This is a genomic window from Streptomyces sp. DT2A-34 (assembly GCF_030499515.1).
In the GTDB taxonomy this organism is placed as follows: Bacteria; Actinomycetota; Actinomycetes; order Streptomycetales; family Streptomycetaceae; genus Streptomyces.
Genome location: NZ_JASTWJ010000001.1, coordinates 9396837 through 9420414 on the forward strand (window position 1 = coordinate 9396837; position 23578 = coordinate 9420414).

The 23578-nt window shown below is 71.1% G+C and carries 22 protein-coding genes; 14 read left to right on the forward strand and 8 right to left on the reverse strand.

What is annotated here, in order from left to right:
- The first annotated feature begins 269 nt into the window (after positions 1 to 269).
- From QQM39_RS41940 to QQM39_RS41950, 3 genes are read left to right on the forward strand one after another with little or no spacing between them, the layout of a single operon-like run.
- Complete coding sequence (locus QQM39_RS41940; protein WP_302002807.1) at positions 270 to 1667, forward strand: DUF6421 family protein; 1398 nt, start codon at positions 270 to 272, stop codon at positions 1665 to 1667.
- Complete coding sequence (locus QQM39_RS41945; RefSeq protein ID WP_302002808.1) at positions 1664 to 2452, forward strand: SDR family oxidoreductase; 789 nt, start codon at positions 1664 to 1666, stop codon at positions 2450 to 2452. Before QQM39_RS41940 ends, QQM39_RS41945 begins: the two co-directional genes overlap by 4 nt.
- Complete coding sequence (locus tag QQM39_RS41950; protein ID WP_302002809.1) at positions 2449 to 3519, forward strand: low specificity L-threonine aldolase; 1071 nt, start codon at positions 2449 to 2451, stop codon at positions 3517 to 3519. Before QQM39_RS41945 ends, QQM39_RS41950 begins: the two co-directional genes overlap by 4 nt.
- Positions 3520 to 3551: 32 nt before the next feature.
- Here QQM39_RS41950 and QQM39_RS41955 read toward each other — a convergent pair whose 3' ends face one another.
- A complete protein-coding gene (locus QQM39_RS41955) occupies positions 3552 to 4913 on the reverse strand; it encodes a hypothetical protein (protein WP_302002810.1) in 1362 nt (453 codons plus the stop codon).
- A 199-nt stretch (positions 4914 to 5112) separates the two neighbouring features.
- On the opposite strand from QQM39_RS41955, the gene QQM39_RS41960 reads away from it, so the two are divergent.
- On the forward strand, positions 5113 to 5685 hold the full coding sequence (locus QQM39_RS41960) for a transglutaminase family protein (protein ID WP_302002811.1): 573 nt from the start codon (positions 5113 to 5115) through the stop codon (positions 5683 to 5685).
- Positions 5686 to 5806: 121 nt separating this feature from the next.
- On the opposite strand, the gene QQM39_RS41965 is transcribed toward QQM39_RS41960, so the two are convergent.
- Both QQM39_RS41965 and QQM39_RS41970 read right to left on the reverse strand, forming a co-directional pair.
- A complete protein-coding gene (locus QQM39_RS41965; protein WP_302002812.1) occupies positions 5807 to 6535 on the reverse strand; it encodes a 1-acyl-sn-glycerol-3-phosphate acyltransferase in 729 nt (242 codons plus the stop codon).
- A gap of 186 nt (positions 6536 to 6721) precedes the next feature.
- A complete protein-coding gene (locus tag QQM39_RS41970; RefSeq protein ID WP_302002813.1) occupies positions 6722 to 7138 on the reverse strand; it encodes a DUF4395 domain-containing protein in 417 nt (138 codons plus the stop codon).
- A gap of 76 nt (positions 7139 to 7214) precedes the next feature.
- On the opposite strand from QQM39_RS41970, the gene QQM39_RS41975 reads away from it, so the two are divergent.
- The 4 genes from QQM39_RS41975 (at position 7215) to QQM39_RS41990 (ending at position 10415) form a co-directional block, all read left to right on the forward strand.
- On the forward strand, positions 7215 to 7628 hold the full coding sequence (locus QQM39_RS41975; RefSeq protein ID WP_302002814.1) for a thioredoxin family protein: 414 nt from the start codon (positions 7215 to 7217) through the stop codon (positions 7626 to 7628).
- Positions 7629 to 7837: 209 nt separating this feature from the next.
- Positions 7838 to 8347: a flavin reductase family protein gene (locus QQM39_RS41980; RefSeq protein ID WP_302002815.1), complete on the forward strand. Its 510-nt coding sequence runs from the start codon at positions 7838 to 7840 to the stop codon at positions 8345 to 8347.
- Positions 8348 to 8589: 242 nt separating this feature from the next.
- On the forward strand, positions 8590 to 9378 hold the full coding sequence (locus QQM39_RS41985) for an electron transfer flavoprotein subunit beta/FixA family protein (RefSeq protein WP_302002816.1): 789 nt from the start codon (positions 8590 to 8592) through the stop codon (positions 9376 to 9378).
- Positions 9379 to 9452: 74 nt separating this feature from the next.
- The gene (locus QQM39_RS41990) at positions 9453 to 10415 is read left to right on the forward strand and encodes an electron transfer flavoprotein subunit alpha/FixB family protein (protein WP_302002817.1); all 963 of its coding nucleotides are present in this window, start codon (positions 9453 to 9455) and stop codon (positions 10413 to 10415) included.
- 74 nt (positions 10416 to 10489) lie between these two features.
- Here QQM39_RS41990 and QQM39_RS41995 read toward each other — a convergent pair whose 3' ends face one another.
- The gene (locus tag QQM39_RS41995) at positions 10490 to 11398 is read right to left on the reverse strand and encodes an endonuclease/exonuclease/phosphatase family protein (protein ID WP_302002818.1); all 909 of its coding nucleotides are present in this window, start codon (positions 11396 to 11398) and stop codon (positions 10490 to 10492) included.
- A gap of 204 nt (positions 11399 to 11602) precedes the next feature.
- Here QQM39_RS41995 and QQM39_RS42000 point away from each other — a divergent pair, with 204 nt between their 5' ends.
- Both QQM39_RS42000 and QQM39_RS42005 read left to right on the forward strand, forming a co-directional pair.
- Positions 11603 to 12907, forward strand: a complete 1305-nt coding sequence (locus QQM39_RS42000) for an aldolase/citrate lyase family protein (RefSeq protein WP_302002819.1) — start codon at positions 11603 to 11605, stop codon at positions 12905 to 12907.
- Positions 12908 to 13002: 95 nt separating this feature from the next.
- Positions 13003 to 15042: a serine/threonine-protein kinase gene (locus QQM39_RS42005; protein ID WP_302002820.1), complete on the forward strand. Its 2040-nt coding sequence runs from the start codon at positions 13003 to 13005 to the stop codon at positions 15040 to 15042.
- Here QQM39_RS42005 and QQM39_RS42010 read toward each other — a convergent pair.
- Positions 14988 to 15782: a hypothetical protein gene (locus QQM39_RS42010; RefSeq protein WP_302002821.1), complete on the reverse strand. Its 795-nt coding sequence runs from the start codon at positions 15780 to 15782 to the stop codon at positions 14988 to 14990. The two genes, QQM39_RS42005 and QQM39_RS42010, sit on opposite strands and share 55 nt — an antisense overlap.
- A gap of 7 nt (positions 15783 to 15789) precedes the next feature.
- Entirely contained in the window at positions 15790 to 16884 is a 1095-nt protein-coding gene (locus QQM39_RS42015; protein WP_302002822.1) for a LacI family DNA-binding transcriptional regulator, read from the reverse strand.
- A gap of 169 nt (positions 16885 to 17053) precedes the next feature.
- Between QQM39_RS42015 and QQM39_RS42020 the strand changes: the two genes are divergently transcribed.
- The 4 genes from QQM39_RS42020 (at position 17054) to QQM39_RS42035 (ending at position 21136) form a co-directional block, all read left to right on the forward strand.
- Positions 17054 to 18007: an ROK family protein gene (locus QQM39_RS42020; protein WP_302002823.1), complete on the forward strand. Its 954-nt coding sequence runs from the start codon at positions 17054 to 17056 to the stop codon at positions 18005 to 18007.
- A 582-nt stretch (positions 18008 to 18589) separates the two neighbouring features.
- Positions 18590 to 19597, forward strand: a complete 1008-nt coding sequence (locus QQM39_RS42025; protein WP_302002824.1) for a TIGR01777 family oxidoreductase — start codon at positions 18590 to 18592, stop codon at positions 19595 to 19597.
- A 46-nt stretch (positions 19598 to 19643) separates the two neighbouring features.
- The gene (locus tag QQM39_RS42030; protein ID WP_302003959.1) at positions 19644 to 19949 is read left to right on the forward strand and encodes a hypothetical protein; all 306 of its coding nucleotides are present in this window, start codon (positions 19644 to 19646) and stop codon (positions 19947 to 19949) included.
- A gap of 146 nt (positions 19950 to 20095) precedes the next feature.
- On the forward strand, positions 20096 to 21136 hold the full coding sequence (locus QQM39_RS42035; RefSeq protein WP_302002825.1) for an NUDIX hydrolase: 1041 nt from the start codon (positions 20096 to 20098) through the stop codon (positions 21134 to 21136).
- Here QQM39_RS42035 and QQM39_RS42040 read toward each other — a convergent pair.
- Positions 21106 to 22164, reverse strand: coding sequence for a protein kinase family protein (locus QQM39_RS42040; protein ID WP_302002826.1), 1059 nt, complete (start codon positions 22162 to 22164; stop codon positions 21106 to 21108). The genes QQM39_RS42035 and QQM39_RS42040 overlap by 31 nt on opposite strands.
- 24 nt (positions 22165 to 22188) lie before the next feature.
- Positions 22189 to 23544 carry a dipeptidase gene (locus QQM39_RS42045; RefSeq protein WP_302002827.1) on the reverse strand — a complete coding sequence of 452 codons (1356 nt, stop codon included), beginning with the start codon at positions 23542 to 23544 and terminating at the stop codon, positions 22189 to 22191.
- Positions 23545 to 23578: the final 34 nt, after the last annotated feature.

The following is a 23578-nucleotide window of genomic DNA, read 5'->3' on the forward strand; positions in this document are numbered from 1 at the left end:
GGACATGGCGTGCCTGGGTCGCATGCCCCCTGGTGGTCACCCTGGGGTGGGCGAGTCCCGCGGGGATTGACTGCCCGCCGCGAGCTTCCGCGCTGCCGGCCTCCCGTATGCCCACGCGCGGGCGGGGTATGCGCCATCCCGGTGACCGACAGGAAAAAGTGCGGTGACCATGAGGATGCGCAGGATAATTTCCGGAGGCTCCTCTTGCTGGGAGAAACCTCGTATGTATACGGTCTCCTTACGCGAGGTTCTCCCGTGGAGGATGGGACATGACGGAAATTCTTGTGCAGGCGGCTTCGGGGGAGCAGGTTCCTCCCGCGACCAGGGTGGTGGAGCACCCGGCGTGGCCGGTGCTCAAGGATGCCGTGGAGCGGATCCGGCCATGGCAGTCCAAGGACGGGTCGATCGACTTCGACGCCGAGGGCGCGCCCGAGCGCGCGGACGCGGAGGCCGCCGTACGGCGTGTCGTGGAGGCCGTCGAGGAGCTCTCCGCGCTGCTCCCGCACGACGCCGACTATCACGCGGCCCTCGTGAAGGACCTCCAGCGCTGGGCCGAGGGCGGCTTCGAGGTGCCCGACTTCCTCGACTCCCTGCTGGCCTTCCAGCCCGCCGCGAACCGCGCGGACGGCCTCCAGCACCTCGTCGTCTTCCCGATGTACACGCAGAACGGCAACCCCGACCGCAACCTCGAGGCGGTCGTGCTGCGCATGGTCTGGCCGGAGTGGCTGGCCGAGCTGGAGCGCACCCGCTACGACAACCCGCTGTTCTGCGGCATCAAGTTCGAGGACTTCACGGCGGGCTACGACACCAACTCCGCGGTGCTCTTCCCGGAGACCATCGCCGTGCGCGAGGCGCCCGAGCGGTTCAGCTGGGGCGGCATCTTCTGCGACCGCGAGGCCGCCCGCTTCCGGCGCGTCACGGACGCCGCCGTCGACATCCTGGGCCTGGAGCTGCCCGAGGACATCGCCGCGATGGTCCACGACCAGAAGCGCTGCGAGGAGGCCTTCGTGCTGTGGGACATGGTCCACGACCGCACCCACAGCCACGGCGACCTGCCGTTCGACCCGTTCATGATCAAGCAGCGCCAGCCGTTCTGGATGTACGGCCTCGAAGAGCTGCGCTGCGACCTCACCGCCTTCAAGGAGGCTGTGAAGCTCCAGGCCGACGGCGTCCCGCAGGCCCGTGACGTGCAGTACGCGGTGCTGTTCGACCGCATGTTCCGCTTCCCGGTCACCGGCGAGCGCGTGCGCAACTACGACGGCCTCGGCGGTCAGCTCCTCTTCGCCTACCTGCACAAGCACGACGTCGTCCGCTGGACCGACAATAAGCTGTTCATCGACTGGCAGCGCGCCCCGCAGGTCACCAACCAGCTGTGCGCCGACATCGAGCAGCTGTACCGCGAGGGCATCGACCGTCCGAAGCTCGTCCACTGGTTCGCCGGTTACGAGCTGGTCTCCACCTATCTCGCCCCGCACCCGGGATCCCGCTGGGCCAAGGGCCCGGACGCCCTGGACCTGACCCAGCCGCCGCGCAAGCTCGTCGATGACGTGCTTCCGGACGAGTTTCCGCTGAGCATGTTCTATGAGGCCCTGTCCAAGAAGCTGAAGAACGTGATCGCCTCCACTCGGGGCATCACGGCGGACAGCGCCGAGCGGGTCGCCGCATGAGCGACCGCACCACCACTGCTCAGGAGGCGAAGAAAATGGCGGGGAACGGAGCTCTCAGCGGTGCGGTGATCGCGGTGGCCGGCGCGGGCGGACCCGCCGGCCGGGCGGCGCTGCTGCGGCTGGCCGAGGCGGGCGCGACCGTCATCGGCTCGGACAACGACCCGGAGCGGCTCGCCGAGGCCGTGGACGCGGCGAGCTACGCGCACGGCGGTGCCACCGTCGTCGGGGACACGGTCGACCTGCTCGACCGCGAGGCCACCCGTGACTGGGCCACCCGGATCGAGAAGGACTTCGGCCACGTGGACGGCCTGGTCCACCTCGTCGGCGGCTGGCGCGGCAGCGAGACCTTCGTCAAGACGAGCCTCGACGACTGGGACTTCCTCGAACTGTTGCTGATCCGCACGGTGCAGCACACCTCGCTGGCCTTCTTCGAGGCCCTCCAGCGCAGCGACCGCGGACGGTATGTGCTGATCAGCGCCGCCGGCGCCTCCAAGCCGACCGCGGGCAACGCCTCGTACGCCGCCGCCAAGGCCGCCGCGGAGGCCTGGACGCTCGCGCTGGCCGACGCCTTCCGCAAGGCCGGCGGCCCGGAGGGGCCGACGTCCGCGGCTGCCATCCTGGTGGTGAAGGCGCTGGTGCACGACGCGATGCGCGCCGAGCGACCCAACGCGAAGTTCGCGGGCTTCACGGACGTCAAGGACCTGGCCGACGCCGTCGTCGGCGTCTGGGACAAGCCCGCCGCCGAAGTGAACGGAAACCGTCTGTGGCTGACCGAGAAGCCGTGAACCCTCCGAAGACCGACGCCCGCCGCCATCACGACCCGGACGTCCGCGGTTTCGCCAGTGACAACTACGCCGGCGCCCACCCGGAGGTGCTCGCCGCCCTGGCCCTGGCCAACGGCGGGCACCAGGTGGCGTACGGCGAGGACGCGTACACCGAGAACCTGCAGCGGATCATCCGCAGCCACTTCGGCGCCACCGCCGAGGCGTTCCCGGTCTTCAACGGCACCGGCGCGAACGTCGTCGCGCTCCAGGCGGTCACCGACCGCTGGGGCGCGGTGATCTGCGCCGAGAGCGCGCACATCCACGTCGACGAGTGCGGGGCGCCGGAGCGGATCGGCGGGCTCAAGCTGCTCACCGTACCCACGCCCGACGGCAAGCTGACCCCCGACCTGATCGACAAGCAGGCGTACGGCTGGGAGGACGAGCACCGGGCGATGCCGCAGGTCGTCTCGATCACCCAGAGCACCGAACTCGGCACCCTCTACACGCCGGACGAGATCCGCGCGATCTGCGACCACGCCCACGCGCACGGCATGAAGGTGCACCTGGACGGCTCCCGGATAGCCAACGCCGCCGCCTCCCTGAACGTGCCCATGCGGACGTTCACCAACGCGGTCGGCGTCGACATCCTCTCCCTCGGCGGCACCAAGAACGGCGCGCTGTTCGGCGAGGCGGTCGTCGTCCTCAACCAGGACGCCGTCAGCCACATGAAGCACCTGCGCAAGCTGTCCATGCAGCTCGCCTCCAAGATGCGCTTCGTGTCGGTGCAGTTGGAGGCCCTGCTCGCCAAGGACCTGTGGCTGCGCAACGCCCGCCACGCCAACGAGATGGCCCAGCGCCTCGCCGAGGGCGTGCGTGCCGTGCACGGCGTCGAGATCCTCCACCCCGTGCAGGCCAACGGCGTCTTCGCCAAGCTCCCGCACGACGTGAGCGAGCGCCTGCAGAAGCGGTTCCGGTTCTACTTCTGGGACGAGGCGGCGGGCGTCGTGCGCTGGATGTGCGCCTTCGACACGACCGAGGAGGACGTGGACGCGTTCGTGGCGGCGCTGAAGGAGGAGATGGCGCGTTAGGCCGTCGCCTCCCTCAGTTCCCTCGGCATGGTTCAGCCATTGACGACGATCGCGGCGCTGTTGTTGCGCAGGTTCGGGTCGAACTTCCTGATCTCCAGCTCGGGCATGTCGTTGACGGTGCTCACGGTCGCCCGTGCACCGCGTACCACCCGCTCGATCTGCAGCGGGATCTCGAAGGTGTGAGACGCCCGGTCGTGCAGCCAGATGGGCGTCGCGCAGAAGCAGGAGGTGTCGGGGCCCGGTTCATCCGGGTCCGACGACCAGCAGTTGTCCATGTCCAGGACCGTGGTGCCCTCCGGCGCCTGGAACCGCACCACGGCGACCGGTGCGCCCGCGCCCAGCGACGCCACCCACGCCGGGCCCCGGTTGTACACGGTGACGCGGGCGGTCACGGTGTCGCCGACCGCCCCGCCCACCTTGCTGCCGGTGAGCTTCAGGTCGGCGGTGTTCCTGGCGTCGAGGATGACGGTCCGGTAGTTGTCCGACAGATCGAGGTCGTCCTCCCCGGCGGCGGCCCGCTGCGCCGCCACGGGCCGCAGGTTCAGCTCGGGGCCCGTCCCCGGGGTCCACGTCGCGTCGCCGCGGGCCTCTGCCAGCGCCTCGTCGGAGTACGGCAGGACGGAGTGGTCGAACCGCTCGTACAGCGCCTTGCGCCCCACACGGAGCCCGGTGACCAGCTCGTACCGCTCACCCGGAGCCACCGCCTCGTCCAGCACGCACAGCGCGGACGTACCGGTCGCGTGCTCGTGGTACTCGCAGTTGGAGTGCCGCTCCCTGAACCGCAGCCCGTACGACGCGTTGACCCACAGCAGCGTGCGATCCACGGCGCGGTTGCCGCTGTTGCCGACCGTCGCCCGCACCTCGGTGTTCGTGCCGGGCCTGAGGTCCCGCTGGTACTCGGCCTGGCTGAGCCCGAGGTCCGGGCCGTCGCCCAAGGTGATCCGGGTCTCCGCCGGATACGCCGTCAGGTCCCCGGCGGCGGCCGAGTAGCGCACATACCCGGACGCGCCGAGGTCGGCGTCCGGCAGCGCGCCGAGTCCCAGCCGGGCGGCCGCCACGCCGTCCGTCCCAGGCGGCATCTCCGGGAAGTCGCAGACCGCCTCGACCGCCGACTCGGGCACGCAGTTCGCGGGCCATGACACCCGCGCGAAGGACGCGATCTCGCTCGCGTCCACGGTCAGCCGGCCGGCCGGCACACCGTTCTCGGTGTTGTCGTGGGTGACCCGTACATCGAGGGTGCGCCGCGGCGCACCGCCGTCCGCGTCCGGCACGGGCAGCACCGTGTCGGACGGCACGCTGATCCACAGCTGGTCGGACGAGGCATGCACGGGCCCGGCCCCGACCGCGGCCAGGGCACAGCCGGCGATCGCGGCTCCGAGCAGACGATGCTTCATGACTTCCCCCTTGTCGACGCTCTGTCCGAGGCCAGACCCGTGGCACGGGGGAGGGGTTGTAAGCGGGCGTCAGGTTGCGGCGATGTTCGGCCGTTCTTGAGACAGCACCGTCGCCCGGGGCACCAGGCGTCTGCATACCTATACGCTCACTGGAAAATAAATTGACCCGAGTCCGGGCTGGCGCATACGCTCAGCTGCCATGCAGCTGATTCAGCAAACCGCCGACCTGTCCGCGTACTTGGCCGCTGACGAGGTGATCGACCATCACCATCCGCTCGTCCGCAAGACGGCTGCCAGGCTGGCTGATGGCGTGGCGGACTCGTATGAATATGCGCGGGCGGCGTTCGAGTTCGTGCGCGACACCATTGCGCACTCACAGGACTCCGGCGATCTCCGCGTCACCTGGCGCGCCTCCGACGTCCTGGAACAGGGCACCGGCATCTGCTACGCCAAGGCCCACGCGCTCGCCGCGCTGCTGCGGGCCGAGGACATCCCGACCGCGCTGTGCTACCAGAAGTTCGAGGTGGTGCACGGACTGGTCGCCGTGCGTTTCAACGGCGCCTGGCATCGGCAGGACCCGCGGGGCAACAAACCGGGTGTGGACGCCCAGTTCTCCCTGAACGGCGAGCGGCTGGCCTTCGAGCCCGACCCGGCGTCCGACGAGACGGACTGTCCGCTCCTGTACGCCGCCCCGCACCCGGTCGTACTCGACACCCTCAAGTCCGCCCACGACCGGCCGCACCTGTGGCAGACGCTTCCGACCGCACTCTGATTCCCCGGCCAGGCGTCGCGCCCCAAAGGGGCGCGGGGAACTGCGCGACAAGCCACGATGGCGCCGCAGACGACAGACGACACATCGCGGCACCACCCAGCCGCCTCGCCCGGCGGAGCGCCTAGCGGGCTTCGGCCTCACGCACCTGCTCCGGAGTAGGTGCCGTGCCGCCGAGGTGAGCCGGCATCCACCAGGTGTCGTCGGCGTCCTTCGGCCGCACCGGGTAGGCGCGCTGCGCGGCCTCCAGGAGTTCCTGGACACGTTCGCGCAGCTGGCGGGTGATCGCGCCCGCGTACTTGTCCTTGGAGGCCTCGATCGCCTCGCCGACCCGGATCGTGATCGGGATGTGGCTGCGCTTGAAGTTGCGCGGGTGGCCCTTGGTCCACAGCCGCTGGGTGCCCCACACGGCCATCGGGATCAGCGGCACGCCGGCTTCCTGGGCCAGCCGCGCGGCGCCCGACTTGAAGCTCTTCAGGGTGAACGACTGCGAGATCGTGGCCTCCGGGAAGACCCCGACGATCTCGCCGGACTTCAGCGAGTCCAGCGCGTGCGCGTACGCCGCCTCACCCTGGTCGCGGTCCACGGGAATATGCTTCATGCCGCGCATCAGCGGCCCGGAGATCCGGTGCCGGAAGACGGACTCCTTCGCCATGAAACGAACGAGACGTTTCTGTGGGAGCGCCGCCAGTCCGTTGAAGACGAAGTCCAGGTAGCTGATGTGGTTGCTCACCAGCACAGCGCCGCCCGAGCGTGGAATGTTTTCCGATCCCTTGCAGTCGATCTTGAGGTCCCACGCCTTGAACAACGTCTGGGCGAAACCGACGACGGGGCGGTAGACAAGCTCTGCCATGGACGGGGTGGACCCTTCCTTCTGTGCCTGGGAAGGAAGCTCCCAGTGGGAAAGTTACGCAGCCGTAGGTTTACGGCATCTCGCAGATCGTGCCCCAAGAACGGCCGGGGAGCCAGTCCCAGTGCCTGTGAACCGCGAGATCCTCGTCACGTCGACCGTGATCCACCTCGGATTTTGAAGGCGCCCTTACTCCGCGCGCACCGTCACCCGCCGTACGAGCAGGTACATCTCGCACCCCAGGCAGTACCCGAAGACGGCGTTCAGGAAGGCGGCCGCGAGCGCGGCCCCCGTCGCGGCGAGTCCCAGCCAGTCCGGCCCGAGCGTGTACCCGACCAGCCCGACGCCCGCGAAGACCAGCCCCACCGCCTGTGCGAACCGCGGCGGTTCCGGCGCCTCGAACTCGGTCGGCGGCCCGATCCGGGGACGTACGGCCTTGCGGAACAGCAGGCCGTACGGCGAACGGCCCACCCCGCCCGCCGCGCCCAGTGCGAACGCCAGCGTCTGCCAGGCCAGCAGCCAGGCGCTCCCGGTGACCAGAACGACCGCCAGCACCACGGTCGTCACGGCCGCCCCGAAGCGCGGCCCCCTCACATCGATGTCCATGAACCAAGCATTCCGCAGCGGACCGGTTTCGGGGAGGCGGGAATCTTTGCAGTCTCGTGAAGGGTTGAGCAGGGTGATGACCGGACTTGTGGTGTGCGTGGTGGTGCTCGTCGCGGCGAGCGCGTACGGAGTGCTGCATCGGCGGCGGAGCGGGAGAGTGCGGGTGCGCGGGCGGGATGACGGAAAACAGCTCCAAGCGGCCGAGTTGGGCGGGCCGCTGGGCGAGCGCGCCACCCTCGTGCAGTTCTCCAGTGCCTTCTGCGCACCCTGCCGGGCCACCCGGCGGGTGCTCGGCGAGGTGGCCGGGATGGTCCCGGGCGTGACCCATGTCGAGCTCGACGCCGAGGACAATCTGGACCTCGTCCGCCGGTTGGACATCCTCAAGACGCCGACCGTGCTGGTCCTCGACGCCGACGGCAACGTCGTACGGCGGGCCACCGGTCAGCCGCGCAAGGCGGACGTCATCGCGGCGCTGGGCGAGGCGGTCTGAGGGGCCGTGACGTCGAGGGTGAGTCATCTCCCACATCGCGGAACCCACTTGACTGTGTGCACCACCTATCGTCAGCCTGACCGTATGCCTGAGGAACTCCTTCTCTTCGGCCGGGCCCATGTCGACCTGGCCCGCACCGCGAGCGCGCGCTGTCCGGGCTGTTGAACGACCACGGACCCGCACGCCTCCCCTCGCAGAAGGACAACTCCATGACGGCCACCTCCGGCCTCGGCACCACCCGGCTCGCCTCTGCCGACCTGCTCCGCTCCGTCTTCCGGCGCCATGCGACCGGTGTGGCAGTGATCACGGCCCGCGGCGAGACGGGCCCGGTCGGCTTCACCGCCACGTCCCTCACCTCCGTCTCCGCCGACCCCCCGATGCTCTCCTTCGGCATCGGCACCGGCGCCTCCAGCTGGCCGGCGATAGCCGCGACGGACCATGTCGGCGTCCACATACTCGGCGAGCACCAGCAGTCGCTGGCGGCCACCTTCGCCCGCAGCGGCGCCGACCGCTTCGGCCCGCCCACAGCCTGGCGCGAGGGTCCCGAGGGCGTCCCCGTCCTCGACGACGTCCTCGCCTGGATGGTGTGCCGGATCGTCGGGCGCGTGCCCGCGGGCGATCACCGCATCGTGCTGGCCGAGGTCGTCCTCGGTGACCCCACCGGCCCCGGACGCCCACTCGTGTATCACCAGGGCCGGTTCAACGGCCTGCGTGACTGACCTCACCGCACCGATGTGACCGAACCGGCCTTCCACCGTTCTGCGAGGCCGTCGAATTCCGATTACGCTGCGTTGCAAAGGTCACAGTTCAAAGCGCTTGCTTAGCGGGAACGAACTGGGTGTACTGGCGAGTAATATTTCGCTCGGAGCGCGGGTCGCCCCGATCGGGATCGACCACTTGGGGCGCCTATGCTGCCTGCAAGTAGGCAGCATGGAAATGACGATGCAGTAGGAGAGCCGGCGTGAGCTTGAGGATCGTTGTCACTGTGAAGTACGTGCCCGACGCCACTGGCGACCGGCACTTCGCCGATGACCTGACCGTCGACCGGGACGACGTGGACGGTCTGCTCTCCGAGCTCGACGAGTACGCGGTCGAGCAGGCGCTGCAGATCTCCGAGAACTCCGACGACGACGTGGAGATCACCGTCCTGACGGTGGGCCCGGAGGACGCCAAGGACGCCCTGCGCAAGGCGCTGTCCATGGGCGCCGACAAGGCGATCCACGTCGAGGACGACGACCTGCACGGCACCGACGCCCTCGGCACCTCCCTGGTGCTGGCCAAGGCGATCGAGAAGGCCGGCTACGACCTGGTCATCTCCGGCATGGCCTCCACCGACGGCACCATGGGCGTCGTACCGGCCCTGCTCGCCGAGCGCCTGGGCGTCCCGCAGGTCACCCTGCTGTCCGAGGTCTTCGTCGAGGACGGCACGGTCAAGGGCCGCCGGGACGGCGACGCCGCCTCGGAGAACCTGGAGGCGTCGCTTCCGGCCGTCGTGTCGGTCACCGACCAGTCGGGTGAGGCGCGCTACCCGTCCTTCAAGGGCATCATGGCCGCCAAGAAGAAGCCGGTTCAGTCCTGGGACCTGTCCGACCTGGACATCGAGACCGAGGAGGTCGGTCTCGAGGGTGCCTACACCGTCGTCGACGCCGCGGCCGAGCGTCCGGCCCGTACCGCCGGCACGATCGTCAAGGACGAGGGCGAGGGCGGCAAGCAGCTCGCCGAGTACCTCGCGAGCCAGAAGTTCATCTAAGGGTTCGCTGGCCCGCTTGAGGCTCAACCCCCTTACCGCCCCTCAGACTTCGCAATCCGCAGGAGAGCATTCCCATGGCTGAAGTTCTCGTCTACGTCGACCATGTGGACGGTGCCGTCCGCAAGCCCACCCTGGAGCTGCTGACCCTGGCCCGCCGTGTCGGCGAGCCCGTCGCCGTCGCGCTGGGCAACGGCGCCGCCGACACCGCCGCCACGCTCGCCGAGCACGGCGCGGTCAAGGTCCTCACCCACGACGCGTCGGAGTACGCCGACTACCTGGTCGTGCCGAAGGTCGATGCCCTGCAGGCCGCCGTCGAGGCCGTCTCCCCGGCCGCCGTCCTCGTCCCCTCCTCCGCCGAGGGCAAGGAGATCGCCGCGCGTCTGGCCCTGCGCATCGGCTCCGGCATCATCACCGACGCCGTCGACCTGGAGGCCGGCGACGAGGGTCCGGTGGCCACCCAGTCGGTGTTCGCCGCTTCCTTCACCACCAAGTCCCGTGTCTCCAAGGGCACCCCGGTCATCACGGTCAAGCCGAACTCGGCCGCCGTGGAGGCCGCCCCGGCCGCAGGCAGCGTCGAGGCCCTGTCGGTGTCCTTCTCCGCCCAGGCCACCGGCACCAAGGTCACCGGCCGCACGCCGCGTGAGTCGACGGGCCGTCCGGAGCTGACCGAGGCCGCGATCGTGGTCTCCGGTGGCCGTGGTGTGAACGGCGCGGAGAACTTCGCGATCATCGAGGCGCTGGCCGACTCGCTCGGCGCGGCCGTCGGTGCCTCGCGTGCCGCGGTGGACGCCGGCTGGTACCCGCACACCAACCAGGTCGGCCAGACCGGCAAGAGTGTGTCGCCGCAGCTGTACATCGCCTCCGGCATCTCAGGCGCCATCCAGCACCGTGCCGGTATGCAGACCTCGAAGACGATCGTGGCGATCAACAAGGACGCCGAGGCCCCGATCTTCGACTTGGTCGACTACGGCGTCGTCGGCGACCTGTTCGACGTCGTCCCGGCCCTGACCGAGGAGATCAAGACCCGCAAGGGCTGATCCCGCTCCGGGCTGAACGAGGCCCCCGTGACCGTCCGGCGGTCACGGGGGCCTCGTGCCGTCCTCGTGTCACGTCACCCCAGGTTCAGGAATGCCTGCACGGGCAGATGGTCGCTCGGGAACTGGCCGCCGTCGGAGAACGTGTTGATCGCCGCCCGGTGCGCCGTCACGCCGGGCGTGGACAGGATCCAGTCGATACGGTCGCCGTTCGGCGTCAGCGGCTTGTAGCCGTGGAAGGTCGCGTACAGCGCGCTGCGCTCGCGCGCGGTGTTCCAGGTGTCGACGAGACCGGAGCCGAGCAGGGTGTCGTACACCGTGTTCTCGTGGGCGGCGACATTGAAGTCCCCCGTCACCACGACCGGCAGGGAGTCGCCGAACCCGGCGATCCGTTCGGCGATGAGCGAGGCGCTGCGCTCGCGCGCGTACTGGCTCACATGGTCGAAGTGGGTGTTGAGGACATAGAACTCCCGTCCACCGTCGGCCAGATCGCGAAAGCGCACCCAGGTGACCATCCGGGCGAAGGCCGCGCCCCAGGTGTTGGAGCCGATCGCGCTCGGGGTGTCGGAGAGCCAGAAGTGGTCGTAGGCGGTCGGGCGGAGGCGGCGGGAGTCGTAGAAGATCGCCATGGATTCGTCGCTGCTGCCGTGCAGCCGCCCGGTGCCCACCCAGTCGTAGTGCGGGCCGAGGTCGGCGTCGATGTCGAGCAGCTGCGCGAAGACGCCCTCCTGGGTGCCGATGACATGCGGGGCCTCCTGGCGCAGCAGCTCGCGCATCACGGGTCTGCGTACGGCCCAGCTGTGGGGCTCGGTGGTGCTCGCGAAGCGCAGGTTGAAGGACATGGCCCTCAGGTGCCGGCGGGCCGGGCGTTCGCCCGCCGAGGCGGACGACGTGGGCAGTGCTGTACTGGAGAGGGGCGCGGTGACCGCCGCGGCAAACGCGGCCTTGAGGCCCAGGCGGCGCGTGACTCGGCTGTGGTTCGGCACTGAGGCTCCTTCGCTGGGAACTGCCGGACGAGTCGTGCGGGGCGTGCGTATGGAAGCGTGATACCGCGTCCTGAGATGGGCGTGAACATGGCGAGATGGTGGAGTGACTCCCTGTGGGCAGGGTGTTGACCAGTAGGAAGGTCCCCAGATAACTTCGTTCTACGGATTATTGATTCCGTATAGCGGAAAATAGGAGGGTGTGGGATGGGTCAGGGCCAGCAGGAGAAGGTGGCGACGAGCCTCGCGGGCGCCGTGAGCGAGGAGATCAGCGCCTCCCTCGCGCCGGTCGACGCCGAACTGGAGCGCCGCTACCCCGGAGACCCCGGCAGCCGCCAGCCCGTCCACACCGTCTACGTCCCGGGCGACGTCTTCGCCGCCGACACCATCCGCTCCTGGGGCGACCAGGCACTCGCCGCCCTCGACGAACACGCCCCGGACGCCGCCTCCTTCGCCGCCGTCCTCGGCCTGGCGGACGACCTCGCCGAGCCCGTGTACGCGCGCGTGCGCGCCAAGCTGGAGCGCGAGCCCATCGAGGACCTGCGCGTCGACTTCGAGGACGGCTACGGCCCCCGCCCGGACGCCGAGGAGGACGAGGCGGCCGCCCGCGCGGCACGGCTGATCGCCGAGGCGTACGCCAACGGCACCGCGGCGCCGTACATGGGCATCCGTATGAAGTGCATGGAGGCGCCGGTACGCGACCGGGGCATCCGCACCCTCGACATCTTCCTCACCGGCCTGATGGAGGCCGGCGGCCTGCCCGACGGGCTGGTACTCACCCTGCCGAAGGTGACGTACACCGAGCAGGTCAGCGCCATGGTCCGGCTCCTGGAGGAGTTCGAGAAGGCGCGCGGGCTGGAGCCCGGCCGGATCGGCTTCGAGATCCAGATCGAGACCAGCCAGTCCATCCTCGCCACCGACGGCACCGCCACCGTCGCCCGCATGATCCAGGCCGCCGAGGGCCGCGCCACAGGCCTGCACTACGGCACCTTCGACTACAGCGCCTGCCTCGGTGTGTCCGCCGCCTACCAGGCCAGCGACCACCCGGCCGCCGACCACGCCAAGGCGATCATGCAGGTCGCGGCGGCGGGCACCGGCGTACGCGTCTCGGACGGCTCGACGAACGTGCTGCCGGTCGGCCCGACCGCCAAGGTCCACGACGCCTGGCGACTGCACTACGGCCTCACCCGCCGTGCCCTCGCCCGCGCCTACTACCAGGGCTGGGACATGCACCCCCGCCACATCCCGACCCGGTACGCGGCCGTCTTCGCCTTCTACCGCGAGGGCTTCGAGCAGGCGGCGGCCCGGCTCGCCCGGTACGCGGGCCGGGTCGGCGGCGACGTCATGGACGAACCCGCCACCGCCAAGGCCCTCAGCGGCTATCTGCTGCGCGGTCTGGACTGCGGCGCCCTCGACATCGCCGAGGTCGCCCGGCTGACCGGTCTGACCCGTGCCGATCTGGAGGGATTCGCGGCGCCTCGCAGGGGCGATCTGACGGCTTCCGTGAAGTAGCGGCCCGGTCACAGTCGCAACCACCGGCTGGTGTTGTCACTCCTGCCCCGTAGTCTGTACGGCACGCATTGACGTGTCACAGGAACGGGGCAGCGGTGTCATCGGGGGAGAACGGACAGTCCGACGAGGCCGGTCGGCTGCTGGCCGGACGCTATCGAGTCCTGGCGCAGCTCGGGCGCGGCGGTATGGGCGTGGTCTGGCGGGCCGTCGACGAGGTCCTCGGGCGCGAGGTCGCCGTCAAGGAACTGCGCACCTACTCGGACGCCGACGGCCCCGAACTGGCCGATTTGCGGCTGCGGATGCAGCGCGAGGCCCGTGCGGCGGCCCGGGTCCGGCATCCCGGCGTCGTGGCGATCCACGATGTGGCCGAGGCCGACGGACGCCCGCTGATCGTGATGGAGCTGGTCGACGGTCCCTCCCTGGAGGCCGTGCTGCGCGAGCGGGGCACCCTCGACCCGCGTGAGGCGGCCGGAATCGGCGCCAAGGTCATGGACGCGCTGGCCGCCGCCCACCGGGCCGGTGTCCTGCACCGTGACGTCAAGCCCGGCAACATCCTGCTCGAGAACTCCGGCCGCGTCGTGCTCACCGACTTCGGCATCGCGACGATGGACGACCCGGGCGACGGCTCGGCCACCCATCTGACCCGCACCGGCCATCTCGTCGGCTCCCTGGACTACATGGCCCCCGAGCGCGCCCAGGGCGCCGATCCGGGCCCTGCCTCCGACGTCTGGGCCCTGGGTGCCACGCTGTACGCGGCGGTGGAGGGCTCCGCGCCCTTCCGCCGTACGTCCACCTTCTCCACGCTCACCGCGATCGTCTCCGAGCCCCTGCCGGAGCCCGGAAACGCCGGAGCTCTCGGCCCCGTCCTGCGGCGGCTGATGGACAAGCGGCCCGAATCCCGTCCCGAGGCCGACGAGGCGCGGGGACTCCTCCAGGCAGTGGCCGACTCGGGCGGCACGGACGCGCCGACGGCGGCACTGCGGGGGCCGGTGGGTGCCGGGCCCGCGCCGGACGGGCCGGCCATGGGCCCTGACGGGCAGGGGGTCGGGCAACCCGGGCCGACGGGACCCGCTGCGCAGGCGTACGGCGGCCAGGGGCAGAGTGCGCCGGGGGCTCAGGGCGCCGACGCTCCGGTGCAGGGTGTGCCCGTGTCCGGTCTGCCCGGGGCGCCTCGCTTCGGGGCTGCGGTACAGGGGGCGCAGGGACCCGCGACTCCTGGTCAGGGCACGCCACCGATGCAGGGCTTCAGCGCAGCCGGACAGCCCGGACCGGGCATATCCGGACACGGCGCTCCCGGGCAGCCGCCCGCGCCGCCGTACGGCTCCGGCCGGCCGCAGTCCGGCTTCGGCAGCCCCACCCCGCCGCCACAGAACCCGGACGCCACCGGCCCCATGGTCACGTCCTCCACCACGCCCAACCGACGCAAGGGCCGCGCCCTGCTCGCCGCTGTGGCCGTGACCGTCGTCCTCGCGGCGGCCGGGGTCACGGTCGCCCTGCTGAACAACAAGGGCGACACCCAGGCCGAGGCGCAGGGCACGTCGTCCGCCATCTCCGGCGGCGCGTCCGCCTCGGCGACCGGCAGCCCCGACGCCGATCGGTCGGGCGACTCGGGCCTCACCGAGACGGGCGACGACGAGAAGACCCCCGGCGCGACCAAGACCCCGAGCCGCACGGCGGAGGCCGGGCCCACCGATCGGGCCACCACCTCGTCCCCGACCCCGACCCCGACCTCGGGCGGCGGCGGCACCAACGGCGGTACCGCGGGCGGCGGTTCCGGCGACGGCGGCACCACGGGCGGCGGAGGAACCACGGGTGGGGGCGGCAGCACCGGCGGGGGCGGCACCACACCGACCGCGTCCTGCTCCTCCATCGGCGGCGGCAAGTACAACTGCCAGGTATGGAAGCAGGCCAAGTCGTACACCGCCTCCGGCACCGAGGTCGGCGTCCTCAACGCGGGCACCAACTACTTCTACTGCCAGCAGAACCTGGGCCGCCGCGAGACATACGGCGAGTGGACCAACGTCTGGTGGGCCAAGACGGACGACGACAGCGGCAACACCGGCGTCTTCGTCAGCGACGTCTACATCGAGGGCGGCAACAACGACGAGCCGGTGCCCGGACTCCCGGTCTGCTGAACCCGTACGTACCTCTCCAGGCCGGAGGCCGTCACCAGCTTCTCCTGCGCCAACAGCCGGGTGCCCCGCTCGCACAGCAGCGCGTCGGCACGCGCCCGCGCGACGAAATCCTCGGGCGTCACGCCGAACAGCTCTCTTAATCGGGCGGACGTCCCGAGGAGTTCGGTGAGCAGAGCCCGCTGACCGGGGTGGGTGCGAGGCCCGCCGTCCCCGTTGTGCAGGACGCCGTGGCGGTTGACGTACGCGAAGGCACCAGGGAGCGCCGTGCCGTCCGCCAGCAGGATCCGGACCTCGGGCGCGGCCAGCCAGGCGCGGCGGTAGTTGCCGTGCGGCAGCGGCACCCCCTCGCTCGCGTCGATGACGGCGAGTTGATCGGCATCGAGCCAGGTGAGGAACAACTCCGCCACGGCCGCCGGTGCGTCGAAGGGGGAGGCCGACACGTATCCCATGCGGCTCACATGCGCGGAGACACCGACCCCGATGCCCGTCACCCGCGCCTTCACCATGGGGATGGGAGCCGTGATCGCGAACTCGGCCATCTTGTGCCGGAGTTGGCCCGGGCAGGCGTTGGAGCCGACCGCGAGCACGGGCACTCGGTCGTCGTACACCAGCCGGTCGAGGGGCAGCAGTCGATTGCCGTCGAGGAGGCCGGAGTCCTCGGGCCACGCGCCCGGGTAGAGCAGGGGATGCTCGCGCGGCGCCTCGGACAGGCCCTGTGCCTCCAGGGTGCGGTCCTCCACGGGCCGCTCAGTCCGCCGGCGGCAGCTCACCCGAGCCGCGGGTGATCAGCCGCGTCGGCAACTCGATGCGCTCCGGCGTGACGAGGCTGCCGTCCAGCTGGCGGAACAGGCGCTCGGCGGCGGTTCGGCCGATCGCCGCCGCGTCCTGGGCGACGACGGTGACGCCCGGCTGCAGCAGGTCGGCGAGCTCGATGTCGTCGAAGCCGACGAGGGCGACGCGGCGGGACTGCTCGGCGAGGACCCGGATCACGGTGACCGTGACCCGGTTGTTGCCCGCGAAGATCGCGGTGACGGGGGAGGGGCCGGTGAGCATCTCCTCGGCCGCCCGGCGCACCCGCTCAGGGTCGGTGACGCCCAGGGACATCCAGGAGTCCTCCACCGGTATGCCCGCGTCCTCCATGGCGGCCCGGTAGCCGCGCAGCCGCTCGGCCGCCGTGTGGATGCGGGGCATGTCGCCGATGAAGCCGATCCGGCGTTGTCCGTGGGCGATGAGGTGGGCGACGCCGTCGCGGGCGCCACCGTAGTTGTCGGACAGGACGCAGTCGGCGTCGATCTTTCCGGCCGGGCGGTCGACGAAGACCGTGGCGACGCCCGCCTTGAGCTCCGGCTCCAGATACCGGTGGTCGTCACCGGCCGGAATGATCACCAGCCCGTCCACCCGACGCGCACACAGGGCCAGCGCCAACTCCTGTTCGCGGTCCGGGTCCTCGGCGCTGGAGCCGTTGATCAGCAGGGCCCCGTGGGCCCGGGCGACTTCCTCGACCGCCCGGCTGAGCGGGCCGTAGAACGGGTCCGCGAGATCCTCCAGGACCAGGCCGATGCTCGCCGTACGGCCCTTGCGCAGGACCCGCGCGCTGTCGTTGCGGCGGAAGCCCAGGGCGTCGATGGCCTCCTGGACGCGGCGCTCCGTCTCCGGGGTGACGCCCGGCTCCCCGTTGACCACGCGCGAAACGGTCTTCAGGCCGACTCCGGCACGCGCTGCGACGTCCTTCATGGTCGGACGGTTGCCGTAGCGGTTCTCGGAGAGGCGGTCGGATCGGCGGATGGTCTCGGGCACGAGGCGGTGTCCTGTCCTGTCGTCCACGGGGATGCGTCGGTCCATGGGTTTGTATGAGGATGTGGCGTCGACAATAGACCCTGGACAACGTTGTCAGATCCAGGGGACACTGTCCACCGCAATCTCCGGCCTGCGCCCCCACCGCGAGACCGGCTCGCCCATTTCCCGTGGTTGACGGGGAGATCCGAATGGTTGACGGGGAGAACTGACACTGATGCACACCGACCTCGTGGCTGCGCTCGACATCGGCGGCACCAAGATCGCCGGAGCGCTGGTGGACGGCCACGGCACGATCGCGGTCCGGGCCCAGCGCGCCACGCCGGCGCGGGAGGACGGCGAGACGGTGATGCGGGCCGTCGAGGAGGTCGTCGGCGAGCTCACCGCATCGCCCCTGTGGGCGCGCGCCACCGCCCTCGGCATCGGCAGCGCGGGACCGGTGGACGCCTCCGCGGGCACGGTGAGCCCGGTGAACGTGCCCGGATGGCGCGACTATCCGCTGGTCCGGCGCGTCCGGGAAGCGGCCGGCGGCCTGCCCGTGGAGCTGATCGGCGACGGCGTGGCCATCACGGCGGCCGAGCACTGGCAGGGAGCGGCCCGGGGGCATGACAACGCGCTCTGCATGGTCGTCTCCACGGGAGTCGGCGGCGGTCTGGTCCTGAACGGCCGGCTGCACCCCGGCCCGACCGGCAACGCCGGCCACATCGGGCACATCAGCGTCGACCTGGACGGTGACGAGTGCCCGTGCGGTTCGCGCGGCTGCGTGGAGCGCATCGCGAGCGGCCCCAACATCGCCCGACGGGCACTGGAGAACGGCTGGCGGCCCGGCCCGGACGGCGACACGTCGGCCGCCGCCGTGGCCGCCGCCGCGCGGGACGGTGACCCGGTCGCCGTGGCCTCCTTCGAGCGCGCCGCGCAGGCCCTGGCCGCCGGGATCGCGGCCACCGCGACCCTCGTCGAGATCGACATCGCCGTGATCGGCGGGGGAGTGGGCAAGGCGGGCGACGTCCTCTTCACGCCGCTCCGCAAGGCGTTGAGCGACTACGCCACCCTGTCCTTCGTCCAGCGCCTGGTCATCACGCCGGCCCAGATGGGAACGGATGCCGGGTTGGTGGGGGCTGCGGCGGCCGCGCTCGCGGGGAAGGCGGGGGTGACCGCGGCGGGGGTGTAGGCGGGGGTGCAACGGCGCGGTGGGCGGTGGGCAGGAACGTTCACTCGCCGGGATGTGGCGGGCGGGGAACGTGCGCTGAACACCTGGTGGGGCGATGACGCTCGTAGGGCCGCCGAGAGGGCCGGCAGGGAGTCCGTCGACGCGTACACCGTTGCCGCGTCCACCAGCCCGGCTGCGCGTCGAGGCGGACCGGTGGGTCCAGATGCAGGGCCGCGTTCAGCGAACCGCCCACCGAGCAGGCGACCGCCGCCGGTTCGCCCGGCACGGCCCGCGGGCCCCTGCCCGGAACCGCGCGGAGGACTTTCATCGCCACCAGGGGCGGCACCAGTTGCCGCACCTCGGCCGAGCGCCGCAGCCGCGGCAGCGGCCCACGCCGCACCAGCACGGCTGCCGGCGACCTGGCTCAGACGCGTATGACGCCGACCCTGTTCGCTCACCCGCGTGCTGGGTGGCCGCGACGGCCCACGGCTCCTGGGGCGGTGAGTCCCGCCGCGCACGGCAGGCCCGCGGTGGCGCGCGGGAAAGTTTTGAACATGTTCAACTGCCTGCGCTAAGCTCGTTCCCACACCAGAGGGGGAGCCGATGAAGATAGTGATTCCCGGGGGAACCGGGCAGGTGGGAACGGTCCTGAACCGTGCGCTGACCGCTGCGGGCCACGAGGTGGTCGTCCTGACCCGACGGCCCACGCGCGCCGGCGAGGTCCACTGGGACGGTGAGACGTCGGGCCCGTGGGCCACGGAGATCGACGGCAGTGACGTCGTGATCAACCTGGCCGGCCGCAGCGTCAGCTGCCGCTACACCGCGCCCAATCTGCAGGCCATGATGGATTCGCGAGTGCGCTCCACCGAGGTCGTGGGCGAGGCGATCGCGAGCGCCGCCCGGCCGCCGCGGGTCTGGCTGCAGATGAGTACGGCCACCATCTACGCGCACCGCTTCGACGCGCCCCACGACGAGGCCACGGGCGTCATCGGCGGCGGCGAGCCCGACGTGCCGGACTACTGGGGCTACAGCGTGCGGATCGCCAGGGCCTGGGAGCGAGCGCAGGAGGAGGCCGACACGCCGCACACCCGGAAGGTCGCCCTGCGTTCCGCCATGGTGATGAGCCCCGATCGCGGCGGCGTGTTCGACGTCCTGCTGCGGCTGGCCCGGCTGGGGCTCGGCGGTCCCGTCGCGGGCGGCGGACAGTACGTCTCCTGGATCCACGACCGGGACTTCGTCCGCGCGGTCGAGTTCCTGGTCGAGCGGGACGATCTGCGGGGGCCGGTGAACCTCGCCGCTCCCGAACCGCTGCCCCAGCGTGCCTTCATGCGGACCCTTCGCTCCGCGTGGGGCGTCCCCGTGGGGCTGCCCGCGACGAAGTGGATGGCGGAACTCGGCGCGTTCGCGCTGCGCTCGGACACCGAGCTCCTGCTCAAGAGCCGACGTGTCGTCCCCGGCCGCCTGCTCGACGAGGGGTTCGCCTTCGACTACGCCCGATGGCCGGAAGCGGCCGACGATCTCGCGCGGCGCGTACGGCTGCGCCGGGCCGACCGGCGGCGGACCGGGCCCGGGGCTCCCGCGCTGTCCCGATTGTCCGGGGGCGGGGCGTGACCCCACAGTCCGTTTCGCCGTTGAACCGGCCATGAAGAAGCGCAGCATGCTTGCCATCGCCTCCCTCGCCACCGGATTCGTCGTCGCGGCGGTCACCCCGTCCCATTCGGCCGAGTCCTCGGGTGCCTCCGGCACCGGGTCCCCTGCCGCCGGGCTGCCCGACACCGGCGGTCAGACCAAGGTCGGCGGCCTGTCCATGGGCGGTCAGAGCAAGCTCGGCGGCCTCCCCACGAGCGGTCAGACCAAGGTCGCCGGGATCAGCGTGGACCGGGCCCTGGACACCGTCGGCACGGCCATCAACCGCGAAACGGACCGGGCCGTGAACAACGCCCCCCACGGAAAGAAGCGCTGACGAGCACGACCGACCCGATCACGCGGCGCCGTACCCCCGCATCCGAGCGGGTGTCGGCGCCGTTGTCATGCGCTCTCTACTGAAGCTGGTTTCCGTGGCAGGGTGGAGCGGGCAAGCACAGGGGGGCCAACAGAAGAGGGGGAAACGTGATCGTCTGGATCAACGGCGCGTTCGGTGCGGGGAAGACCACCACCGCACGCGAACTGATCGAGCTGATCCCGAACAGCACGCTCTTCGACCCCGAGGTCATCGGCGGAGCACTCACCCACCTGCTCCCGCCCAAACACCTCACCGAGGTCGGTGACTTCCAGGACCTGCCGATCTGGCGGCGTCTCGTGATCGATACGGCGGCCGCGCTGCTCGCCGAGCTCGGCGGGACCCTCGTGGTTCCGATGACGCTGCTCCGCCAGGAGTACCGCGACGAGATCTTCGGCGGCCTCGCCGCCCGCCGCATCACCGTGCAGCATGTGCTCCTCGCCCCGGCGGAAACGATCCTGCGGGAGCGAATAGCCGGGCGGGAGCTCCCGCCCGACCTGCCCGACGGCGAGATACGGATCCGGCAGTGGTCGTACGACCACATAGAGCCGTATCGCGCCGCACTCGCTTCCTGGCTCACCGCCGACGCCTATCCCGTCGACAACAGCGGTCTGACTCCCTACGAAACGGCTGCCCGGATCGCCGAGGCCGTCGGCAGCGGTACGGTCCCCGTCTGCGACATCGTGCAGACGCCCGAGCCCACCGCCGAGACCGTCGCCTCGGGGGTCCTTCTCTTCGACGAGCAGGACCGCGTGCTGCTCGTCGACCCCACGTACAAGGCCGGCTGGGAGTTTCCCGGCGGCGTCGTCGAGTCCGGCGAGGCGCCCGCGCGCGCGGGCATGCGCGAGGTCGCGGAGGAGACGGGGATACGCCTGGAGGACGTACCGCGGCTCCTCGTCATCGACTGGGAGCGGCCCCTGCCCCCCGGATACGGAGGTCTGCGGCTCCTCTTCGACGGCGGCCGTCTCGACTCGGCGGAGGCCGAACGTCTGCTGCTGCCCGGACCCGAGCTGCGCGACTGGCGCTTCGTCACCGAGGACGAGGCCGCCGAGCTGCTGCCGCCGGTGCGTTACGAGCGGCTGCGCTGGGCGCTGCGGGCGCGGGAACGCGGGGCGGCGCTCTATCTGGAGGCCGGGGTCCCCATGTCCTGAACGGCGCGGCGCAGTTCCTCGTGCGGGTACGGGGTCAGTCTGCTCTCGTGCACCAGCCGCCGGTTGAAGTCACCCACGGCGGCGGCGAGGGGCGCGTACCGGACGACGATGTCGGCGGCGGCCCGCGGGATTCCCTCGGGCCGCATGCCGTCGGCGCAGTCCCGCACGAAGGCCTCGCGCTCCTGCGGGCCGTACCCGTACAGCGCGGTGGCCAGCCAGTTCACCAGGTGGGTGGCGGTGTAGCAGCGGTCGTAGAGGCGGTGTCGGCCGAAGAACTCGCGCTCCTGAGGCGTGAGCGGGAAGCGGGCCGACAGCGCGAGGCCGTAGTCGGCGAGGTAGAGCTGCCGTCCGTCGGTGAGGATGTTGTTGAAGTGGGCGTCGAAATGCAGGAGTTCGCGCGCGTGGAGGAAGTCGGTGGCGGCCCCGAGCCCCTGCTCCACCAAAGCGCACGCGGCGTCGGCGCCGTCTGTGCGCAGCTGGGCGTCGAACCAGTCGTGCAGGGTGTGGGGCACGTACTCCAGGAACAGGGCCAGGCTCGTGGACGCCGTCCGCAGCCCCTCGATGCGTTCGCGCGTCTGCGGGTCGCCGCCCCAGTAGGCGACGGCCCGCTCCACGTCGGCCAGTGCTTCGTGCAACGGCCGGGGCGCGTCGGGCAGGACCCGCCAGTGGTGCATCAGCGGGAACCCCCCGAACAGGTCGGCCAGCACCCAGTTCGTGGTCATCGTGTGCACCGCGAGCTCCCGCCAGGCACCGAAGCCCGGACTGCCGATGCCGTAGTGGAAGTATGTCGGCAGGCCGAGGAGGTTCGCCGTGGAGCGGACGTTCTCCGGCCGCAACTCGACGTCGGTGAGCGGGACTCGCTTCACGAAGACCCGGCTGCCGTCCACCTCGATCAGCGTCGACCGTCCGCCGATCCCGGTGCCGAGCGGCGCGCCCGACTCCACGAGGTCCCCGAGTTCGTGGTCGGAGAGCAGTGCGAGGGACGTGGCGATGTCGGTGTGGGCGGCGAGGCGCTCGGTTCGGGTCATGGACCCATCTTCAGTGCGAGTCCCTCAACTCGCCGCGTAATTGAGCAGGAACAGCGCCTCGGCGACCGACAGGCGCTCCAGCTCCTGCGGGGACACGCTCTCGTTCACGGCGTGGATCTGGGCCTCCGGCTCGCTCAGCCCGATGAGGAGGATCTCCGCGTGCGGGTACAGCGCGGCGAGGGTGTTGCACAGGGGGATGGAGCCGCCCTGGCCGGCGTACTGCATCTCCTGGCCCGGGTACGCCACCGCCATCGCGTCCGCCATCGCCTGGTACGCCGGGCTGCTCGTGTCGGCGCGGAACGCCTGGCCCTGGCCGATCTGCTCGGTGCGCACCCGGGCACCCCACGGTGTGTGCGTCTCCAGGTGGGCCTGCAGCAGCTTGGTCGCCTCGGCCGCGTCCACACCCGGCGGCACCCGCAGGCTGATCAGCGCACGGGCGCTCGCCTGCACGGACGGGGTGGCGCCGACGACCGGCGGGCAGTCGATGCCGAGGACCGTGACGGCGGGGCGGGCCCAGATGCGGTCGGCGACCGTGCCGGAGCCGACCAGCTCGACGCCGTCGAGGACCTTGGCGTCCGCGCGGAACTGCTCCTCCTCGTACTGAAGGCCCTGCCACGACGAGTCGCCGGTCAGCCCGTCCACCGTCGTCGAGCCGTCCTCCGCGCGCAGCGAGTCCAGTACGCGGATCAGCGCGCCGAGCGCGTCGGGCGCGGCCCCGCCGAACTGGCCGGAGTGCAGGTTGCCTTCGAGCGTGTCGATCTGCACGCGCACCAGGGTCATGCCGCGCAGGGTCGAGGTGACCGTCGGCAGGCCCACGCGGAAGTTGCCCGCGTCGCCGATCACGATCGTGTCGGCCTCCAGCAGCTCCGGGTGCTCCTCGGCGTACCGCTCGAGACCGCCCGTGCCCATCTCCTCCGAGCCCTCGGCGATCACCTTCACGTGGACGGGTATGCCGCCGTTGGCCTTCAGCGCGCGCAGGGCGAGCAGGTGCATGATCACGCCGCCCTTGCAGTCGGCGGACCCGCGCCCGTACCAGCGGCCCTCGCGCTCGGTCAGCTCGAAGGGCGGGGTGCTCCAGGCGGCCTCGTCCAGCGGGGGCTGCACGTCGTAGTGGGCGTACAGCAGGACCGTCTTGGCGCCCTCGGGGCCGGGCAGGTAGCCGTACACCGACTGCGTGCCGTCGGGGGTGTCGAGCAGGGCCACGTCCGCGAAGCCCTCGGCGGTGAGCGCGTCGGCGACCCAGCGGGCGGCGCCCTCGCTCTCGCTCTTCGGGAACTGGTCGAAGTCCGCCACCGACTTGAATGCCACCAGCTCGGTGAGCTCCGCCTTCGCCCTGGGCATCAGGGAGGCGACGGTCTCGGCGACCGGATTCGACGACATGGGCACGCTCCTTGTGGGTGCGACGTTGTACGTA

What these genes read in the sequence shown, in the direction of transcription:
- QQM39_RS41940 (WP_302002807.1), top strand. Translation starts at nt 270, where the DNA reads ATGACGGAAATTCTTGTGCAGGCGGCTTCGGGGGAGCAGGTTCCTCCC.
- QQM39_RS41945 (WP_302002808.1), top strand. Translation starts at nt 1,664, where the DNA reads ATGAGCGACCGCACCACCACTGCTCAGGAGGCGAAGAAAATGGCGGGG.
- QQM39_RS41955 (WP_302002810.1), bottom strand. Translation starts at nt 4,913, where the DNA reads ATGAAGCATCGTCTGCTCGGAGCCGCGATCGCCGGCTGTGCCCTGGCC.
- QQM39_RS41960 (WP_302002811.1), top strand. Translation starts at nt 5,113, where the DNA reads ATGCAGCTGATTCAGCAAACCGCCGACCTGTCCGCGTACTTGGCCGCT.
- QQM39_RS41965 (WP_302002812.1), bottom strand. Translation starts at nt 6,535, where the DNA reads ATGGCAGAGCTTGTCTACCGCCCCGTCGTCGGTTTCGCCCAGACGTTG.
- QQM39_RS41970 (WP_302002813.1), bottom strand. Translation starts at nt 7,138, where the DNA reads ATGGACATCGATGTGAGGGGGCCGCGCTTCGGGGCGGCCGTGACGACC.
- QQM39_RS41975 (WP_302002814.1), top strand. Translation starts at nt 7,215, where the DNA reads ATGACCGGACTTGTGGTGTGCGTGGTGGTGCTCGTCGCGGCGAGCGCG.
- QQM39_RS41980 (WP_302002815.1), top strand. Translation starts at nt 7,838, where the DNA reads ATGACGGCCACCTCCGGCCTCGGCACCACCCGGCTCGCCTCTGCCGAC.
- QQM39_RS41990 (WP_302002817.1), top strand. Translation starts at nt 9,453, where the DNA reads ATGGCTGAAGTTCTCGTCTACGTCGACCATGTGGACGGTGCCGTCCGC.
- QQM39_RS42000 (WP_302002819.1), top strand. Translation starts at nt 11,603, where the DNA reads ATGGGTCAGGGCCAGCAGGAGAAGGTGGCGACGAGCCTCGCGGGCGCC.
- QQM39_RS42015 (WP_302002822.1), bottom strand. Translation starts at nt 16,884, where the DNA reads ATGGACCGACGCATCCCCGTGGACGACAGGACAGGACACCGCCTCGTG.
- QQM39_RS42020 (WP_302002823.1), top strand. Translation starts at nt 17,054, where the DNA reads ATGCACACCGACCTCGTGGCTGCGCTCGACATCGGCGGCACCAAGATC.
- QQM39_RS42025 (WP_302002824.1), top strand. Translation starts at nt 18,590, where the DNA reads ATGAAGATAGTGATTCCCGGGGGAACCGGGCAGGTGGGAACGGTCCTG.
- QQM39_RS42030 (WP_302003959.1), top strand. Translation starts at nt 19,644, where the DNA reads ATGCTTGCCATCGCCTCCCTCGCCACCGGATTCGTCGTCGCGGCGGTC.
- QQM39_RS42040 (WP_302002826.1), bottom strand. Translation starts at nt 22,164, where the DNA reads ATGACCCGAACCGAGCGCCTCGCCGCCCACACCGACATCGCCACGTCC.
- QQM39_RS42045 (WP_302002827.1), bottom strand. Translation starts at nt 23,544, where the DNA reads ATGTCGTCGAATCCGGTCGCCGAGACCGTCGCCTCCCTGATGCCCAGG.